The organism is Pseudohaliea rubra DSM 19751, assembly GCF_000764025.1.
Lineage (GTDB): Bacteria > Pseudomonadota > Gammaproteobacteria > Pseudomonadales > Halieaceae > Pseudohaliea > Pseudohaliea rubra.
The window spans coordinates 1-16,323 of sequence record NZ_KN234794.1 but is presented as its reverse complement, the minus strand read 5'-3'; the positions used below and the strand labels follow the sequence as shown (position 1 = coordinate 16,323).

Sequence of the window (16,323 nt, the reverse complement as noted above, 5' to 3'; positions counted from 1 at the left end):
GCAGCCCCGCCCCCGGGACCATTTCGCGGTCGCCAGCCTGACCGTGCCACGCGCGACCGGCAGCGTGGAGCGCGACAGCGCCGCCGCCCTCGAGGCCCGCGACGGGCGGCCCGTGTTCTATCTCGAGAACGCGCTGTTTACCGGCCTCTTCGGCCTCGCCTTCTGGGAGCAGCTGTTCGCGCCGGTGCCCGGTGCCTTCCATCACCCTTACCAGGCGGGGCCCGCGGATGCGTTCAGCGCCTCCTTCTTCGAGCGCCGCCGCGCGGCCATCGAGCAGCGCCTCGAGGTGCTGGCGGCCGGGGACCTGCCGGCGCTCCTTGCCGCGGCCTTTCGCCGCTATCGGGGCTACCAGTGCCACTGGGTGGACTGGCGCGCTCTGGACGAGGCGCTGGTCCGGCGTGCCGCGTGGTGTATTCCCTTCGACCACCTTGCCGGCACCTGGGAGCGGCTGCTCTTCGACCCCGCAGACAACCGGCGCGGCTTCCCGGATCTGGCAGCTCTTGGTGATGCCCCCGGCGACTACGCCCTCTATGAAGTGAAAGGTCCCGGCGATGCGCTGCAGGAGCACCAGCGGCGGTGGCTGAACCACTTCGCTGACCTGGGCATGCCCGCCTCGGTGCTGCAGGTGAGCTGGGCCGATGCCTGAAAGTGCCGTTGCAGTCCGCGAGCTGGTGGCCTTCTGCCACCGCAGCGGTGACATTGACCAGCGCTTCCAGGCCTCGCCGACGGCAGCAGAGGGGCAGCGCGGGCACCGGGAACTGGCGGCGCGGCGGCCGGCGGGCTGGGAGGCGGAGGTCGCCCTCAGCCATCGCTGGACCGATGGCGCCCGCACGCTGCTGCTGCGGGGGCGGGCCGACGGGGTCGACAGCAGCGCTGCGCTCGTGGAGGAGATCAAGACCTGCCGGGTAGACCCGGCGCGTATGCCCGAGGCCCTCAGCCGCCAGCATCTCGCCCAGGGCCGTCTCTACGCCGCCATGCTGGCGCGGCAGGAGGAACTGCCGGCGGTGACCGTGCGCCTCACCTGGTACCAGCTCGACACTGGCGCGGAACACACCCTCGAGCAGCACTACGACGCCGGTGAGCTCGCGGCCTTTCTCGAGGACAGCCTGGCGCGCTACGGGGCCTGGCTGGATACCCTCGATGCCCTGGCGGCGGCGCGCGATGCGAGCATCGCCGCCCTGGCTTTTCCCCACCGGGACTACCGGGCCGGCCAGCGCCGCGCGGCGGAGCTGGTCTACCGCTGCATCGACCGCGGCGGACAGCTGTTGCTGGAGGCGCCGACGGGTATCGGCAAGACCCTGGCGGTGCTATACCCCGCCCTCAAGGCGCTGGCCACGGGGAAGCACGACCGGCTGGTGTTCTGCACGGCCCGGCACACGGGGCGGCGGGCGGTGGAGCAGACCCTGGCGCAGCTCGAGGACGAGGGGCTTGCGGCCACGCAGCTCACGCTCACGGCGAAGGAGCGCATCTGTTTTTCACCGGGGAAGGCCTGTCGCCCGGAAGAATGTCCCTACGCCCGGGGTTACTACGACAAGCTGCCGGCGGCACGCGCCGAAGCCGTTGCGCTGCGCCGCCTCGACCAGCCGGGCCTCGAGGCCCTTGCCCGGCGGCACGGGCTCTGTCCCTATCAGCTCGCCTTCGACCTGCTGCCCTGGTGCGACGTGATCATCGCCGACCAGCATTATGTTTTTTCCCTGGCCGGCACCCTCGGGCAGCTGGCGCAGGAGCGGGGCGAGCGCTGGTCCCTGCTCATCGACGAGGCCCATAACCTTCCCGCCCGTGCCCGGGATATGTACAGCGCCCGGCTGGAGCTGGGGCTCCTTCGCCGGGCGCAGCGGGCGGCCCGGGGGCGGCTTCGGCGGGCTCTGGGGGGCGCCGCAGAGGCCCTCGCGGCGCTGCTGCCGGGGAATACAGACAGCGCGGACAGCAGAGAGAGCACTGGGAGCACGGGGAGCACGGGGAGCACGGGGAGCGTCAGCACCCTGGCCGCGCCGCCGGAGACCGTGGCGCGGGCGCTGGAGGAGCTGGTAGCTGCGGCGGCCGCCCTGCTGGTCGAGCGCCCCGATGTGCTGGCGGCGCCGGGGCCGCTGCAGGATGCATGGTTCGGGGCCCTGGCCTGGCTGCGGGTTTGCGGGCTGTGGGGCGATGACTACCGCTGCGAGCTTCTTCTCAACGGACCACCGGCCTCGCCACCGACCTCGCTGCCGGAGTCGCGGCAAGGCGCCGCTCCCACAGGGGAGGAGAGCGCGATGCTGGTTCTCAACTGCCTGGACCCCGGTCGGCTTCTGGGGCAGCGGCATGCGGCGGGCCATGCCAGCGTCGCCTTCTCCGCCACGCTGGCGCCGCCGTCATGGATGGGTGAGCGGCTGGGCTTCCGGCCCGACGCGGTCTGGCACCGCTGCCCGTCACCCTTCGAGCCCTCGCAGCTGGCGGTGACCCTGGAGCCCGCTATTGATACCCGTTACGCCGCGCGGGCGGCGAGCCGGGCGGCACTGGTGGCCCGGTTGCTGGCCTGGGCCGGGGAGCACCCCGGCAATTGCCTGGTTTTTTTTCCGTCCCATCGCTACCTCGCCGACTGTCGCGAAGCGATTGCGGCGGGCCTTGCCGGCCGGCAGCTCTGGGTGCAGCCGGCAAGCGGGGAGCCGGCGGGGGAGGATCTGCTTGCGCTGCTGGGCACGGCCCGGGATGTGCTCGCGCTGTGCGTCCTCGGCAGCGGCTACAGCGAGGGCATCGATTTGCCCGGGGAGCAGCTGCGCTCGGTGGTGGTGGTGGGGCCGGGGCTGCCGCAGCTGTCGCAGGACACCCGTGCCCTGGAGGCCTGGTTCGCCGCCCGGGGGCGTGACGGTTTCACCTGCGCCTGCCTCTACCCGGCGCTACAGCGGGTCAACCAGGCCCTGGGCCGGGTGGTGCGGGCCGATACGGACCGGGGCGCCGCCCTGCTCATCGACCCGCGCTTCCTGCAGCCGCCTTTCCGAGGTCTGCTTGCCCCGCACTGGGACTACCAAGTAGCAGCTCAGCCTCCCGGGGGGCGGTAGCCGGGCTTGGCAAAGGTCAGCTGGGCGGTGCCGATGATGCGCTCGCGGAAGCCTCCCTCGCAGTAGCAGAGGTAGAACTCCCACATGCGGATGAAGCGGTCGTCGAAGCCTTGGTCGCGCACGCTGTCCAGGTTGGCAAGGAAGCGGTCCCGCCAGTGGGCCAGGGTGCGCGCGTAGTCGCGGGTGATGTCACGCAGGTTCACCAGCTGCATGTCCGTGTCTTCGGCGATGTGCCGGGCGATGACCCCGAGGGAGGGCAGGCAGCCTCCGGGAAAAATGTAGCGCTTGATGTAGTCGACGGAGCGCCGGGCCCGGTCGTAGCGCTGGTCCGGAATGGTGATGGCTTGAATGACCATCTTGCCGTCCGCCTTGAGCAGCTTCGAGCAGCACTGGAAGTAACTTTGATAGAAATCGTGGCCAACGGCCTCGATCATCTCGATGGAGACCAGCTTGTCGTAGCGCCCCGTGAGCTGCCGGTAGTCCTCACAGAGCACTGTGATCCGGTCCTGGAGGCCATGCCGCGCCACCGCTGCCCGCGCGTGCTCGTACTGTTCCCGGGAGATAGTGGTCGTGGTCACCCGGCAGCCGTAACGGCCGGCCGCATGGATAGCCATACCGCCCCAGCCGGTGCCGATCTCGACCAGGTGGTCCGTGGGCTTGAGCTCCAGCTGCTGGCAGATTGCGTCCAGTTTGGCCACCGCCGCGGTTTCCAGGGTGGCTGCGGGATCGTCGAAGATCGCAGCGGAGTACATCATGGTCGGGTCGAGGAACAATCCGAAGAAATCGTTGCCGAGGTCGTAGTGCGCCGCGATATTGCGCCGGGAGCCCTCATGGGTGTTGCGGTTCATGGCGTGGGCGACGGCAAGGCCGGCACGTACATACCAGTGCTGCTTTGCCTGCATGGTCTCCAGGGCTGCCATATTGGCGCTGAACAGGCGAGTGACCTCCGTAGGGTCCGGGGACGACCAGTCGCCCTCGATGTAGGCTTCTCCGGAGGCGATGGTGCCGCCGGTGAGGACCTTGCGATAGGCCTCGCGGTTGTGCACCACGATTTCTGCCTGCGGCTCGTCGGGATGACCGCGCTCGCCGAAGTTGAGGGTTTCCTCGCCGTCCCGCAGCACCAGACTTCCGGTGCTGATTTTCCCCAGCACGCCCAGCATGAGCTTACGGGCGAGATCGCCACCAAGCAGGCTGCGGGCCTGCGGTAACAGCCGGATGCGGCTGACGCTCAGGTCGTTCATGTCACACTCCAGACGGTTTGCTTTTCTCGGGGTGCGGATACAGGGGTACCCGCTTCAGGAACAGCTTCAAGGCTTCCCAGTAGATGGCCGCAGCTACCTTGGCGGTCATGAAAGGATAGCGCAGCAGCATGCGATTGAGGTTACCGGCGGTCAGCGGCTCCGCTGTGAGCGCCAGGGTTGCATCGAAGACCGGTTCGCCCCCGGCGCTGTTGGCCAGGTGGATGCCGAGGCGTCGCCCCGGGGTGTTGCTGCGCCAGTGGTAGCGCTGCGCCATCGGATTGAAAGGCGAGACATGGAAGGCCTTGTCGAAGTCGCAGGCAAGACGATTCCCCTCGCCGGCGGGCAGTACGTAGCTATGGCGTTCGTTCCAGGGCGTATTGGTCACCTCGGCCACCAGATACTCGAGGCGCGTCTCGTCCTCGTTGTAGCAGTAGTAGCAGCAGATGGGGTTCATCTGAATGCCGAAATAGCGCAGGTTGGCGAGCAGGTAGATGGGGCCGCGGTGCTCCCGGCCGGTTTCCTCGCGGATGCGCCGGCGAACCTCGTCGTCAAGGGGCTGCGCCGGATCACCGAGGAAGTCCTCGCGCCGGTAGCGCCCGATAGCCCGGCGCCGCGCAGACCACAGGGGAATGTTGTCGAAGAGCCCGGGAAGCTCGTCCAGGGAGAGGTAAAACATGAACACCCGGTAGCTGAAGGCGTTGACGCGCGGCTGGTGCCTGCGATGGCGCAGCAGCCCGGTGTACAGCCGCGATTTCATGCCGCGGCCTGCTCGCTCCCGGCCAGGGCCTCGGCCACCCGCAGCGCACTGACCACCCCGTCCTCGTGGAAGCCATTGTGCCAGTAGGCGCCGCAGTACCAGGTGCGGCGCTGCCCGTTGATGTCGCTCCAGCGCCCCTGGGCCTCGATGCCGGCGAGGGAAAACACCGGATGGGCATAACTGAAGCGGCCGAGAATCTTGTGCGGATTGATGGCGCTGGTGTTGTTGAGCGTCACGCAGAACGTCTCCGGAGCCTCCAGTCCCTGCAGGATGTTCATATTATAGGTGACGACGGCGCGCTGATCGTCCACGCCGAGACGGTAGTTCCAGCTCGACCAGGTATCGCGGTTCTCCGGCAGCATACGCACATCCGTGTGCAGCACCACATCGTTCTCCTGATAGGGAAGCGCACCCAGCACTGCCCGCTCTTCCGCACTCGGATCGGCGAGCATGGCCAGAGCCTGGTCCGAGTGGGTGGCGATGACCACCTGGTCGAAGTGTTGCTGCTCGCCGCTGGCCAGGGTCAGGGTCACCCGGTCCGGCTGCCGCTGGATCGCAGTCACCGCGCAGTCGGTATGGATACGGTCCTCGAAGCGCTGGCAGAGCGGGCGAAGATACTCCCGGGAACCGCCCTCGATAACATGCCACTGGGGACGCTCGCGGACGGACAGCAGGCCGTGGTTGCGGAAGAAGCGCAGGAAAAACTGCAGCGGAAAATCAAGGATCGAGTCGCAGTCGGCGGACCAGATAGCCGAGGCCATGGCGACCAGATACTGCTGCCGGAAGGGTTGGCCATAGCGGCGGCGGTCGAGGTATTCGCCGAGGGTGGTCGCGTCGTCCACACGACCGGCGTCCAGGTCTTCGACGGCTTCGCGATTGAAACGCAGAATATCCCGCACCATGCCGAGAAAGCGGGGCGAGAAAAGGTTGCGACGCTGGGCGAACAGGCCCCGGAGGCCGCTCCCGCTGTACTCCAGCCCGGTGTTTTCATCGTGCACCGAAAAGCCCATGGAGGTCGGCCGGCTGCTGACCCCGAGCTGCTTGAGGAGGGCGATGAAATTCGGGTAAGTCCAGTCGTTGAAAACGATGAAGCCGGTATCCACGGCATAGCGACGGGTGCCCAGCTCGACATCGACCGTAGCCGTGTGGCCGCCGATCTGGCGCTTCGCCTCGAACACGTGGACCTGGTGCCTGGCGCTGAGATAGTGAGCGCACGCTAACCCGGAGATCCCCGATCCAATTACTGCAATCTGCAAGAATATTCCCTCGGAAGCGACGCCCGATGCGACGTCGTGGTGTTTGACGGTGATACGCCCGCGGGCTCCGCGCGGATCAGGCCATGGCCGTCGCGCTGCAGGGCTGATCCGCCGGCGCAGTGCGAGCGTATACTACCGACTTAAGCGCCCTGGAGTGGTCCGTGAACGAAACAAAAGGCAAGCCGGCTACCGCGTGGCCCGCCCCCGGGCGGCGCACCGACGAGTGGAGCGAGTGCCTTGTGCTGATTGCCGAGAAGCATGATCGCGCTGCGTTCTCGCGCCTGTTTCGTCATTTCGCGCCCCTGATCAAGGCCTTCGCCCTCTCCGGCTCGACGATGTCGGCAAATCACGCCGATGAGCTGGTGCAGGAGGTCATGCTCAAGGTCTGGCAGAAGGCCGCCGCCTTCAATCCGGAAAAGGCGGCCGCGAGTACCTGGGTGTATACCATCGCCCGCAATTGCCGGACGGATCTCTTCCGTCGGCTGCAGAAGTTTGACACGCCGCTGTCGGCAGAAGATTTCAGCCCCGAGCAGGAAAGTGAAGAGCCGTTCGCCCTTTTGCAGTCCAAACGCAGCGGCGACCGTATAAGAGAAATGATGGCCGGGCTGCCGGCCGACCAGATGCAGATTCTGGCAAAAGTCTATATGGAGGGTAAGTCGCACGCAGAGGCGGCCGCAGAACTGGACCTGCCCCTGGGCACCGTGAAATCACGGGTCCGCCTGGCGATCCAGAAGCTGCAGGTACAGTTTGAGCGTGCGTAGAACGACCATGGCAAGCTATCACCCACAATTGGAATTGCTGACGGAGTACGCTGCCGGCTGCCTGTCTCTGGCGCAGTCGAGCTGCATCGCGGCCCATCTCAACTATTGCGGCGAGTGCCAGCGCGGTGTCATCCAGCTGCAGAACATCGGCGCAGCGCTTTTCGAGGTGCAGGATCCGGCGGTGGCCGGCGATGCGCTCCTCGACCGGGTGCTGAAGCGTCTTGATGAGGCGGCGCCGCTTTGTTACAGCCGCCCCCGGCGCAGCGAGGGTGCGACGCCGGCGCTGCTTCAGCGGCTCATGACCGGTGACTTCAGCGACCTGCCGTGGCGCAAGGTTACCGAGGCCCTGCGCATCTCCTACCTTCGCACCGGCGATCCGAACTACGAGTTTGCGCTCTACCACATCAAGGCGGGCGGTGAGATCCCCGATCACGACCACCACGGCAGCGAGATGACCCTCGTGCTCGAGGGCGGGTTCAGCGATGACCGGGGCACCTACAACACGGGGGACTTCATCTACCGGCGGGCAAACGAGCAGCACGCCCCGCGCGCGCTGCCGGATCAGGATTGTCTCTGCCTTGCGGTGCTCGATGCGCCGCTCAAGTTCACCAGCTGGAAATACCGGTGGATGAATCCTTTCCTGAGGCTCCACGCCGGCTGAAGGACTGCGTACCGCCTGCCCCCCCGCCGCAGATGCCGGTGCCTGTTTCCTGTGCTAAAGTCAGCGCCCCCGCGCTTCGGACCCCTGAGGCCGACGCGCGGATGGCACTGGTCGCATAGTTAAAACAGGCGCGGCAGAACGCCTGGCGCCGGGTCCAGACAACATGACAGGGGATGATCGACATGCTCTTAGGTGTGCCAAAAGAAACCCATCCGGGGGAGAACCGTGTTCCCGTTACCCCGGAGTCTGCAAAGAAGCTCGTGCGCCTCGGTGCCGAGGTGCAGGTAGAGGCCGGTCTGGGTGCCGGCTCCGGCTTCGAGGACGCGGAATACACCGAGGCCGGTGCCACAGTTGTGGCCGATCGGGAAAAACTGCTCGGTGAGGCCGATGTACTGCTGCGGCTGCGCAAGCCTGCGGTGGAGGAGATCGGCCTCATGAAGGAAGGCTGTGTCCATATCAGCTACCTCGATCCTTTCAACGAGCATGAACTGGTGCACGCTTTCCGTGAGCGGAAGATCAGTGCCATCAGCATGGAAATGATCCCGCGCACCACGCGCAGCCAGAAGATGGACGCCCTGTCTTCCCAGGCCAACCTCGCCGGTTATGTCATGGTGATCCAGGCCGCCGCGCACCTGCCGCGGATCTTTCCGATGATGATGACCCCGGCGGGTACGCTGAAGCCGGCCAAGGTGTTCATCATCGGTGCCGGCGTCGCCGGTCTGCAGGCCATCGCGACGGCAAAGCGCCTCGGCGCCCGGGTTACCGCCTTCGATACGCGCCCGGTGGTGGCCGAGCAGGTGCGGTCCCTGGGCGGCACTTTCCTCGAGATCGACCTCGGGGAGACCGGCGAGACTGCCGGCGGCTATGCCAAGGAGCTTACGCCTGAGCAGATCGAGAAGCAGCGGGAGGCGCAGAAGGCGGTTATCGCCGAGTCCGATGTGGTCATCACCACGGCTCAGGTTTTCGGTCGCAAGCCGCCGGTCATTGTTACCCGGGACATGGTCGAGGGGATGCAGCCCGGCTCGGTGGTCGTGGACATGGCCGCCGAGACCGGCGGCAACGTCGAGGGCTCCGTGCCCAACGAAGTGGTTCAGATCAGCGGCGTTACCGTGATCGGCAAGGGCAATCTGCCGAACCATGTCTGCCGCGACGCCAGTGTCATGTACTCCAACAACCTCTTCAATCTCGTCGATGATGTCTGGAATGAGGAAGAGAGCAAGCTGCTCATTGATCTCGAGCACGACATGCTTTCCGGCTGCGTGATCACGCACGGCGGCGAAGTCGTCAACGAAACCATCAAGAACCTGCTGGCGGGAGGGGAGTGATATGGAAGCTGTATTCCTGATGTTCATCCTGATGCTGTCGATCTTCGTCGGCTTCGAACTCATCAACAAGGTACCGGCGACGCTGCACACGCCGCTCATGTCCGGTGCCAACGCCATCTCCGGCATCACCGTGGTCGGCGCCGTGGCGCTGGCGGGCACGGGGCGCGGGGATCTGGCCAACTGGCTGGGCGCTGCGGCCGTGGCTCTGGCCTCTATCAATGTCGTGGGCGGTTATATGGTCACGGACCGCATGCTGGCGATGTTCAAGAAGCGGGGGGGCTGAGCATGGCGTCCGAACAGATCGGTATCCAACTGGCGTATGTTATTGCGTCCGCGTTGTTTATTTTTGGCTTGAAGTACCTGGGCTCGCCGGCGACGGCGCGCAAGGGCAACCAGATCTCCGCCGTCGGCATGCTGCTCGCGGTGCTGGCTGCACTGCTGGACCAGGGTATTGTCGATTACAGCTATATCCTTGCAGGTTTTGTCGTCGGTGGTGCTGTCGGTGCGGTGGCTGCGCGCAAGGTGCAGATGACGTCCATGCCCGAGATGGTGGCTCTCTTCAACGGCTTCGGTGGTCTCGCCAGCCTCGCGGTCGGTATTGCCGCCGTGCTCATGGCGGTGGCGTCGAGCACTTTTGCGTTGTTCACGGTCGCCCTGTCCATCCTCATCGGTGGTGTGACCTTCACCGGCTCGATCATCGCCTGGGGCAAGCTGAGCGAGAAGCTCGGCAACCTCAAGGCCCTGGCGAACCAGAAGAATGTCAGCCTTGCGGTAGCGGGGGGCGTTATCGTCTCGGCGCTTCTGTTCCTGGCGTTCCCCGAGACCGGCCTCTGGCTGTTCCTCCTTGTGCTGCTGTCCCTGGCCTTCGGTATCCTGCTGGTGATCCCCATCGGCGGTGCTGATATGCCGGTGGTCATCTCTCTGCTGAACTCCTACTCGGGGCTGGCCGCCTGTGCCGCGGGTTTTGCCATCGGCAACAATATCCTTATTGTCGCCGGCTCTCTTGTTGGCGCCTCCGGGATCATCCTCACGCAGATTATGTGCAAGGCCATGAACCGCTCCCTCAGCAACGTGCTGTTCAGTGGCTTTGCCGACCCGGTAGAGGCCGCTGCCAGCATCGAGGGCGAGGTCAAGCCGCTGTCGGTGGAGGATGCTTTCTATGTCCTCGAGGCAGCGAGCAGCGTCGCCATCATCCCGGGCTACGGTATGGCCGTCGCCCAGGCCCAGCACGTGGTCAACGAGCTGCGCGAGCTTCTTGAGAAGAACGGCGCCGAGGTGGTCTTCGGCATTCACCCGGTCGCCGGGCGTATGCCCGGGCACATGAATGTGCTCCTGGCCGAGGCCGATGTGCCCTACGATCTTCTGCTGGAGATGGATGAGATCAACCCGCGTATGGATGCGGTGGATGTAGCGATCGTCATTGGCGCCAACGACGTCGTGAACCCCGCGGCCCGCGAGGTGGAGTCCTCGCCGATCTACGGCATGCCGGTGATCAACGTGGACAATGCGCGGACGGTGTTCGTCCTCAAGCGCTCCATGGCTTCGGGTTTTGCCGGCATCGACAACCCGCTGTTCTTCAAGGACAACACGCGGATGATCTTCGGCGATGCGAAAGAGACCATCACGGGGCTGATCCGCGAGTTCGACTGAGCCGCGCGAGTACCGCCCCGAACGCCGGCCCCTGGGTCGGCGTTTTTTTTGCGCCTTGATATTTTTCCAAGGTGTCGGGTAATTTCCGGTGCGGCTACCGGGGGATGCCCCCAGTCGCTCCACGATATTCGCTTGGTGTGGGCATCCCCCGGCAGCCGCCCCTGCCGCCCCGACCTCGGACACGCGGGGCGCAAGGGTAGCGCGCGGGAATCTTCTCCAAGCCTCGCTCAACCGGGACGCTCCACGATGGGCGTTTATCCTGGATTTCCGGTGCGGCTACCGGGGGATGCCCCCAGTCGCTCCACGATATTCGCTTGGTGGGGGCATCCCCCGGCAGCCGCCCCTGCCGCCCCGGCCTCGGACACGCGGGGCGCCAGGGGCGAGCGCGGGAATCTTCTCTCACCAAGCGAATATCGTGGAGCGACTGAGAGAAGATTCCCGCGCTCGCCCCGGAATTGTGTGACGACTCTGGTTCGTGTGGTTCGCGTGTTGCCGACTAAGCACACCTCCGCTACGCTTTTCGCATTGAACCGCCCTCGGAGAACACCATGGCCCCCAGCCCGCGCCGGGAAAAGTCCGCAGGCCCGCCCGAGGCTGCCATGCTGGTGGCCCTGCGCGCCGAGCATCGCCACATCGCAGCGGTGATGGCGCTGCTGTCGCAGCAGCTAAACGCCATCGAGCGGGGCGACCTGGTCGACACCCATGTCCTCTACGAGATCATGGACTATATGGTGACCTGGCCGGACCGCTTCCACCACCCGCGGGAAGACCTTATCTATGACCATGTGGCTGAAGTTGACCAGGGCATGGCCGGGGAAGTCCGCGAACTCGAGCGGGACCACGACCACATGGCAAGAGAGGGGCGCGAGGTCCTCTACGTGATCGAACGCTGGCGCGCGGGTGAGCTCTCCGGCCGGGAAGTGGTGGACAAGGGCCGCGGCTACGTCAGGCGCGCTCATGAGCACATGAACCTCGAGGAAGACGAAGTCTTTCCACTGATCGACGCCGTACTCACCCGCAGCGACTGGCGGGATCTCGAGGCCGAGGACAGCCTCAATCCGGCCGCGGACCCGGTCTTCGGACGTCGGGTACAGCGCGAGTTCCGGCACCTGGCCCGGAAAGTACGCCGGAGCCTGCGCCACGGTGTGGAGCAGGGGGCGGTCATCGAGTGGGTCGGCATCGAGGCGTTACTCGAGTCCTGGGAGGTCATGACCATGGCCTGGCAGGGCGGTGCGACGATCACCGGCGATCATCTGCGGTCCTCCCTGCGGGAAGCCACCTATATCGTGCTGGATCGGCCCCTGCAGGCGCCACTGCTCTGCGCCGCCAATAACGCCCGGCTCACCCTGAGCTGGCTTGAGGAGCTGTCCCAGCTCTCCCGGGACACGGTGGCCGACCTCACCCGCGTCAACCGGGAGCGCAAGGACCGCCTGCGGCTGCTCAGGCGCGCAGGGGCGCCTCGCTGACCGGGTCGTCGCGGAACTGCAGGCTGGCCAGCCGCGCGTAAAGGGGATTCTCCGCGAGTAGTTGCGCGTGGCTGCCGGTTGCCACCACGCGGCCGCCGTCCAGCACCGCGATCTGGTCCACGTGGCGTATCGTCGCCAGCCGATGGGCGATGATCACCGTGGTGCGGCCGGCCATGACCTCGGCCAGGGCCAGCTGCACCTGATGCTCGCTCTCGGCGTCCAGGGCGCTGGTGGCTTCGTCGAGGAGGAGAATCTTCGGATCCTTGAGGATGGCCCGGGCCAGCGCGATGCGCTGGCGCTGGCCGCCCGAGAGGCGCACACCGCGATCGCCGAGCTCCGTGGCGTAACCGTCCGGCAGCCGCTCAATGAATTCGTGCGCGTGCGCCCGGCGCGCTGCGGTCTCGATGTCTGCAGCGGTGGCCCCGGGCCGCCCGTAGGCGATGTTGTAGCGCACGTCGGCGCTGAACAGCACGGGCTGCTGCGGCACCAGCGCCAGCTGGTCGCGCAGGTCGGCGAGGGAAAGGTCACGCAGGTCGGTGCCGTCGAGAGTGATGGCCCCGGCGTCAGGGTCGTAGAAGCGCTGCAGCAACTCGAATACCGTGCTTTTGCCTGCTCCGGAGGGGCCCACCAGTGCCAGGGAGCGCCCGGCGGGGATAGCCAGGGAGAACTCGCTTAGCGCCGGCGTCGCCGGACGCGAGGGGTAGTGAAAGGTTACCGCCTCAAAGGCCATGCGGGCGCCGCTGCCTGCGGCCTGCCGGGGTTCGTCCGGCAGGGCGCTCTTTGCCGCGGCGAGCTCCAGGAGCCGCTCTGCCGCCCCGGCGGCGCGCTGAAGCTCGCCCCAGACCTCCGACAGGGTAGCGAAGCCGCTGCCGACCATGATGGCGTAGAAGGCGAAGGCCGCGAGCTCGCCGCCGCTCATAGCGCCGGCGATCACGTCCTGCCCCCCGGACCAGATCATTGCGGCCAGACCGCCGAAGAGCAGCAGGATTGCGGCGCCGACAAGGATGGCGCGCTGGCGCACCCGGCGCCGGGCGATGGCGAAGGCCCGCTCCACCTCGTGCCCGAAGGCCTTTACCTCGTCGCCCTCCCGGTTGAAGCTCTGCACCACCTTGATGTTCTGAAAGATCTCGCCGGCATAGCTGCCGACGCTGGCGATGCTGTCCTGGCTTTCGCTGGACAGGCGCCGGACCCGGCGCCCGAAGATGAGAATCGGCAGCAGCACCAGGGGCACGGTGGCGGCGATGATGAGGCTGAGGCCCAGGTTGGTGATGAACATCATGATCAGGGCGCCGGTCAGCGTCAGCGCGTTGCGCAGCGCCATGCTCAGGGAGGAGCCGATGATGGTCTGCAGCAGCGTGGTGTCTGCGGTGAGCCGGGACAGGATCTCTCCGGCGCGGTTTTCCTCGAAGTAGGCCGGGTGCAGGCGCACGAGGTTGTTGAAGACCGCAAGCCGGAGGTCGGCGCTCACCCGCTCCCCCAGCCAGGAAACCAGGTAGAAGCGGACGAAGGTGCCTGCGGCAATGAGCGTGCTGATGAAGAGAATGAGTCCCACGGCGCGCCCGAGCTCGGCGCTGGTGCCGCCCGTGAGCCCGCGGTCGATGAGAAACTGGATGCCCCGGCCCATGGCCAGGGTGGCCCCGGCGGTCAGCAGCAGGGCGGTGGCTGCCGCCGCCAGGCGCCAGCGGTAGGGAGCGAGGTAGTGAGCGACCGCAAACAGCGGTCCCAGACGTCGTTCTGCCATCAGCCGGCTCTCGAGGGGGGCATCCGCGCTACAGATCCCTGTCGTTGTCGTTGTTTTTGTCCTTGCCGCCGCGCTCGCGCAGGAGCAGGCGCCCGGCGATGATGCCGGCTTCGAAGAGCAGCCACATGGGCAGGGCCAGCAGCGACTGGGAGATGATATCCGGCGGGGTCAGCAGCATGCCGAAAACGAAGCAGCCGACGATGATGTAGGGCCGCTTGGCGGCGAGATTCTCCGGCGTGGTGATGCCTGCCCAGATCAACAGCACCGCGGCGATGGGGATCTCGAAGGCGACGCCGAAGGCGAAGAAGAGCTTGAGGACGAAATCGAGGTAGCGGTTGATGTCGGTCATGATCGCGATGTCCTCGGGACCGACGCTGGTGAAGAAGGCAAAGATCAGCGGGAACACCACGAAATAGGCAAAGGCCGCCCCGCAGTAGAACAGGATGATACTGGAGGCCATCAGAGGAATGGCCAGGCGTTTCTCGTGGCGGTACATACCCGGGGCGATAAAGCTCCAGGCCTGGTACAGCACGTAGGGAATGGCCAGAAACAGCGCCGTGAACAGGGTCAGTTTGAAGGGCGTGAGGAAGGGTGAGGCCACGTCCGTGGCGATCATGCTGGTCCCCGGCGGCAGCAGGGCCCGCAGCGGCCGGGACACAAAGGTGTAGATATCGTTCGCGAAGGGGAACAGGCAGAGGAACACCACCAGGACCGCGAGCACAGCCCGGAGCAGGCGGTCGCGCAGCTCCGTGAGGTGCGCGACCAGCGGCATGGCGCTGTCTTTCGGGTCTTCGCTCACCGCCGGTCTCCGTCGTCCCTGGCCGCCGCGTCCGTCGGCGTGGGCGGCCCGGGTGATGCCTCGGCGGGGGCTGTCGCAGTACTTTCCGCACCCGGGTCCGCGAAGGGCTCCGCCGGTGCCTGTGCCCGTTCGGTTTCGGCTATGTCTTCCGGTGCCCTGCCATCACCGCTGCCGGTGAGATCATCTCGCCAGCGCTCGGTCTCCTTGCGCACGCTCTCGGAGGTCTTGCGCAGTTCCTCCATCACCGCGTCATTGTGCAGTTCCCGTTGAACTTCGTGCTTGAGCTCGTTGAAACCCCGGCGCAGGCGGTTCAGCCAGGCGCTGCCGGTGCGGATGGCGCCGGGCAGCCGCTCCGGGCCGATGACCAGCAACCCGACCACGGCGATGAGCAGCAGTTCGGCAAAACCGATATCGAACATGGGCTGTCAGGTCAGGAGGGGCGCTGGTCGTCGTCGTGCTGCGCCGGCTTGTCGTCATCCTGGTCGCCTTTCTCCCTGGCGTCGTCGGCTGCTGCGTCGTCGTCCTGCATGCTCTTCTTGAAGCCCTTGATGGCGCCGCCCAGATCGCTGCCGAGGCCGCGCAGGCGCTTGGTGCCGAACAGCATGATCACGATCGCGAGTACGATCAGGAGCTGCCAGATGCTGATGCCGCCGAGTCCCATGGTGTCTTCCTCTTACTGGTGTGAGCGCTCGCGCGCTGCTTTTTCTGCGATACCGGACAGCCCGAAGCGCTCCTCGAGCCGCGCAAGCACGGCCTCCGGGCCGGTGCCGGCCTGTTCCAGCATGACCAGGCAGTGGAACCAGAGATCGGCTACCTCGCCCACCAGGGCGTCACGCCCGGCGTCGTCTCCGGCGTCCTTGGCGGCGATGATGACCTCTGTGGCTTCCTCGCCGACCTTTTCCAGAATCCGGTTCAGTCCTGCGGCCTGCAGGCGGGCCACATAGGAGTCCTCCGGGGAGGCCTGCCGGCGCTCGGCGATGATGGCGCCGAGACGGGCCAGGATGTCATCACTCATGCTCGCCTCCGTACAGGCTCGCCGGATCCCGCCGGACCGCCTCGGTAACGACCCAGGCGCCATCGGCGAGCTCACGGTAGAAACAGTGTGCCCTGCCCGTGTGACAGGCGATACCGCCGACCTGTTCCACGGCCAGGAGCAGCGTGTCGCCGTCGCAGTCCACGCGCAGGCTCTCAAGACGCTGTACGTTGCCCGATTCCTCGCCCTTGCGCCAGAGCCGCCCGCGGGAGCGCGACCAGTACACGGCGCGGCCCTCGGCCACGGTGGCCGCCAGGGCCTCGCGGTTCATCCAGGCCAGCATGAGTACCTGCCCGCTGGTCGCGTCCTGGGCGATGGCCGGGACCAGCCCGTCCTCGTTCCAGTGGATTGCGTTCATCAGGTCGTCGCTCATGGGTTGACTCTGGCCGCCAGCGGGCGCGGGATTGTCTCACAGACCGCTCAGGGCTGCCTCACAGGTGGCTCAGGGCTCCTCTCAGTTGGCTCGGGGCTCCTCACCGTTGGCTCAGGGCTCCTCACCGCAGGCTCAGGGCTGTGCCCGCCGGGGCCAGGCGAGCAGCAGCGCCGCGGCGCCGAGGAGCAGGCTGGGCAGCGGCACCGCCGCCAGACCCGCGCGGAC

Annotated in this window: 17 protein-coding genes; 8 read left to right on the top strand and 9 right to left on the bottom strand. The window is 66.5% G+C overall.

Annotation, left to right across the window (positions count from 1 at the left end):
* Positions 1 to 646: VRR-NUC domain-containing protein (locus HRUBRA_RS13330; RefSeq protein ID WP_035517957.1), on the top strand; the 646-nt coding region annotated here is incomplete at its 5' end.
* Positions 639 to 3,035, top strand: a complete 2,397-nt coding sequence (locus tag HRUBRA_RS13325) for an ATP-dependent DNA helicase (RefSeq protein WP_052094897.1) — start codon at positions 639 to 641, stop codon at positions 3,033 to 3,035. The genes HRUBRA_RS13330 and HRUBRA_RS13325, both read left to right, overlap by 8 nt.
* On the opposite strand, the gene HRUBRA_RS13320 is transcribed toward HRUBRA_RS13325, so the two are convergent.
* Genes HRUBRA_RS13320 through HRUBRA_RS13310 form a run of 3 tightly spaced genes read right to left on the bottom strand, consistent with a single transcriptional unit; the run spans position 3,014 to position 6,289 of the window.
* Positions 3,014 to 4,276 (bottom strand): SAM-dependent methyltransferase, encoded by a 1,263-nt coding sequence (locus tag HRUBRA_RS13320; RefSeq protein ID WP_035517956.1) that lies wholly within the window; start codon positions 4,274 to 4,276, stop codon positions 3,014 to 3,016. The genes HRUBRA_RS13325 and HRUBRA_RS13320 overlap by 22 nt on opposite strands.
* A gap of 1 nt (position 4,277) precedes the next feature.
* Positions 4,278 to 5,033, bottom strand: a complete 756-nt coding sequence (locus HRUBRA_RS13315) for a DUF1365 domain-containing protein (RefSeq protein ID WP_035517954.1) — start codon at positions 5,031 to 5,033, stop codon at positions 4,278 to 4,280.
* A complete protein-coding gene (locus HRUBRA_RS13310; protein ID WP_035517952.1) occupies positions 5,030 to 6,289 on the bottom strand; it encodes an NAD(P)/FAD-dependent oxidoreductase in 1,260 nt (419 codons plus the stop codon). The genes HRUBRA_RS13315 and HRUBRA_RS13310 overlap by 4 nt, the downstream gene beginning before the upstream one ends.
* A 239-nt stretch (positions 6,290 to 6,528) precedes the next feature.
* On the opposite strand from HRUBRA_RS13310, the gene HRUBRA_RS13305 reads away from it, so the two are divergent.
* From HRUBRA_RS13305 to HRUBRA_RS13280, 6 genes are all read left to right on the top strand, one after another.
* Positions 6,529 to 7,050 carry a sigma-70 family RNA polymerase sigma factor gene (locus tag HRUBRA_RS13305; RefSeq protein ID WP_236629876.1) on the top strand — a complete coding sequence of 174 codons (522 nt, stop codon included), beginning with the start codon at positions 6,529 to 6,531 and terminating at the stop codon, positions 7,048 to 7,050.
* Between the two features lie 7 nt (positions 7,051 to 7,057).
* Positions 7,058 to 7,711, top strand: a complete 654-nt coding sequence (locus HRUBRA_RS13300; RefSeq protein WP_035517950.1) for a ChrR family anti-sigma-E factor — start codon at positions 7,058 to 7,060, stop codon at positions 7,709 to 7,711.
* Positions 7,712 to 7,893: 182 nt separating this feature from the next.
* Positions 7,894 to 9,036 (top strand): Re/Si-specific NAD(P)(+) transhydrogenase subunit alpha, encoded by a 1,143-nt coding sequence (locus HRUBRA_RS13295; protein ID WP_035517960.1) that lies wholly within the window; start codon positions 7,894 to 7,896, stop codon positions 9,034 to 9,036.
* Position 9,037: 1 nt separating this feature from the next.
* Positions 9,038 to 9,319: an NAD(P) transhydrogenase subunit alpha part 2 gene (locus HRUBRA_RS13290; RefSeq protein ID WP_035517948.1), complete on the top strand. Its 282-nt coding sequence runs from the start codon at positions 9,038 to 9,040 to the stop codon at positions 9,317 to 9,319.
* 2 nt (positions 9,320 to 9,321) lie between these two features.
* Positions 9,322 to 10,686 carry an NAD(P)(+) transhydrogenase (Re/Si-specific) subunit beta gene (locus tag HRUBRA_RS13285; protein ID WP_035517947.1) on the top strand — a complete coding sequence of 455 codons (1,365 nt, stop codon included), beginning with the start codon at positions 9,322 to 9,324 and terminating at the stop codon, positions 10,684 to 10,686.
* A gap of 548 nt (positions 10,687 to 11,234) precedes the next feature.
* Entirely contained in the window at positions 11,235 to 12,152 is a 918-nt protein-coding gene (locus HRUBRA_RS13280) for a hemerythrin domain-containing protein (RefSeq protein ID WP_035517946.1), read from the top strand.
* On the opposite strand, the gene HRUBRA_RS13275 is transcribed toward HRUBRA_RS13280, so the two are convergent.
* Genes HRUBRA_RS13275 through hisI form a run of 6 tightly spaced genes read right to left on the bottom strand, consistent with a single transcriptional unit; the run spans position 12,127 to position 16,098 of the window.
* The gene (locus HRUBRA_RS13275) at positions 12,127 to 13,893 is read right to left on the bottom strand and encodes an ABC transporter transmembrane domain-containing protein (RefSeq protein ID WP_035517945.1); all 1,767 of its coding nucleotides are present in this window, start codon (positions 13,891 to 13,893) and stop codon (positions 12,127 to 12,129) included. The genes HRUBRA_RS13280 and HRUBRA_RS13275 overlap by 26 nt on opposite strands.
* 28 nt (positions 13,894 to 13,921) lie before the next feature.
* Positions 13,922 to 14,665 carry a twin-arginine translocase subunit TatC gene (tatC, locus tag HRUBRA_RS13270; protein ID WP_035517958.1) on the bottom strand — a complete coding sequence of 248 codons (744 nt, stop codon included), beginning with the start codon at positions 14,663 to 14,665 and terminating at the stop codon, positions 13,922 to 13,924.
* A 23-nt stretch (positions 14,666 to 14,688) separates the two neighbouring features.
* On the bottom strand, positions 14,689 to 15,111 hold the full coding sequence (tatB, locus tag HRUBRA_RS15065) for a Sec-independent protein translocase protein TatB (RefSeq protein ID WP_035517943.1): 423 nt from the start codon (positions 15,109 to 15,111) through the stop codon (positions 14,689 to 14,691).
* 11 nt (positions 15,112 to 15,122) lie between these two features.
* The gene (gene tatA / locus HRUBRA_RS13260; protein ID WP_035517942.1) at positions 15,123 to 15,353 is read right to left on the bottom strand and encodes a twin-arginine translocase TatA/TatE family subunit; all 231 of its coding nucleotides are present in this window, start codon (positions 15,351 to 15,353) and stop codon (positions 15,123 to 15,125) included.
* 12 nt (positions 15,354 to 15,365) lie between these two features.
* The gene (locus tag HRUBRA_RS13255) at positions 15,366 to 15,707 is read right to left on the bottom strand and encodes a phosphoribosyl-ATP diphosphatase (protein ID WP_035517941.1); all 342 of its coding nucleotides are present in this window, start codon (positions 15,705 to 15,707) and stop codon (positions 15,366 to 15,368) included.
* Positions 15,700 to 16,098, bottom strand: coding sequence for a phosphoribosyl-AMP cyclohydrolase (hisI, locus tag HRUBRA_RS13250; RefSeq protein ID WP_035517939.1), 399 nt, complete (start codon positions 16,096 to 16,098; stop codon positions 15,700 to 15,702). Before hisI ends, HRUBRA_RS13255 begins: the two co-directional genes overlap by 8 nt.
* Between the last annotated feature and the right edge of the window lie 225 nt (positions 16,099 to 16,323).

Excerpts from the sequence above, each read along its gene's own strand:
- HRUBRA_RS13295 (WP_035517960.1), top strand. The coding sequence starts at position 7,894 with ATGCTCTTAGGTGTGCCAAAAGAAACCCATCCGGGGGAGAACCGTGTT.
- HRUBRA_RS13280 (WP_035517946.1), top strand. The coding sequence starts at position 11,235 with ATGGCCCCCAGCCCGCGCCGGGAAAAGTCCGCAGGCCCGCCCGAGGCT.
- HRUBRA_RS13275 (WP_035517945.1), bottom strand. The coding sequence starts at position 13,893 with ATGGCAGAACGACGTCTGGGACCGCTGTTTGCGGTCGCTCACTACCTC.
- HRUBRA_RS13315 (WP_035517954.1), bottom strand. The coding sequence starts at position 5,033 with ATGAAATCGCGGCTGTACACCGGGCTGCTGCGCCATCGCAGGCACCAG.
- tatA (WP_035517942.1), bottom strand. The coding sequence starts at position 15,353 with ATGGGACTCGGCGGCATCAGCATCTGGCAGCTCCTGATCGTACTCGCG.
- HRUBRA_RS13320 (WP_035517956.1), bottom strand. The coding sequence starts at position 4,276 with ATGAACGACCTGAGCGTCAGCCGCATCCGGCTGTTACCGCAGGCCCGC.
- hisI (WP_035517939.1), bottom strand. The coding sequence starts at position 16,098 with ATGAGCGACGACCTGATGAACGCAATCCACTGGAACGAGGACGGGCTG.
- HRUBRA_RS13290 (WP_035517948.1), top strand. The coding sequence starts at position 9,038 with ATGGAAGCTGTATTCCTGATGTTCATCCTGATGCTGTCGATCTTCGTC.
- HRUBRA_RS13300 (WP_035517950.1), top strand. The coding sequence starts at position 7,058 with ATGGCAAGCTATCACCCACAATTGGAATTGCTGACGGAGTACGCTGCC.
- tatC (WP_035517958.1), bottom strand. The coding sequence starts at position 14,665 with ATGCCGCTGGTCGCGCACCTCACGGAGCTGCGCGACCGCCTGCTCCGG.
- HRUBRA_RS13285 (WP_035517947.1), top strand. The coding sequence starts at position 9,322 with ATGGCGTCCGAACAGATCGGTATCCAACTGGCGTATGTTATTGCGTCC.
- HRUBRA_RS13255 (WP_035517941.1), bottom strand. The coding sequence starts at position 15,707 with ATGAGTGATGACATCCTGGCCCGTCTCGGCGCCATCATCGCCGAGCGC.
- tatB (WP_035517943.1), bottom strand. The coding sequence starts at position 15,111 with ATGTTCGATATCGGTTTTGCCGAACTGCTGCTCATCGCCGTGGTCGGG.
- HRUBRA_RS13325 (WP_052094897.1), top strand. The coding sequence starts at position 639 with ATGCCTGAAAGTGCCGTTGCAGTCCGCGAGCTGGTGGCCTTCTGCCAC.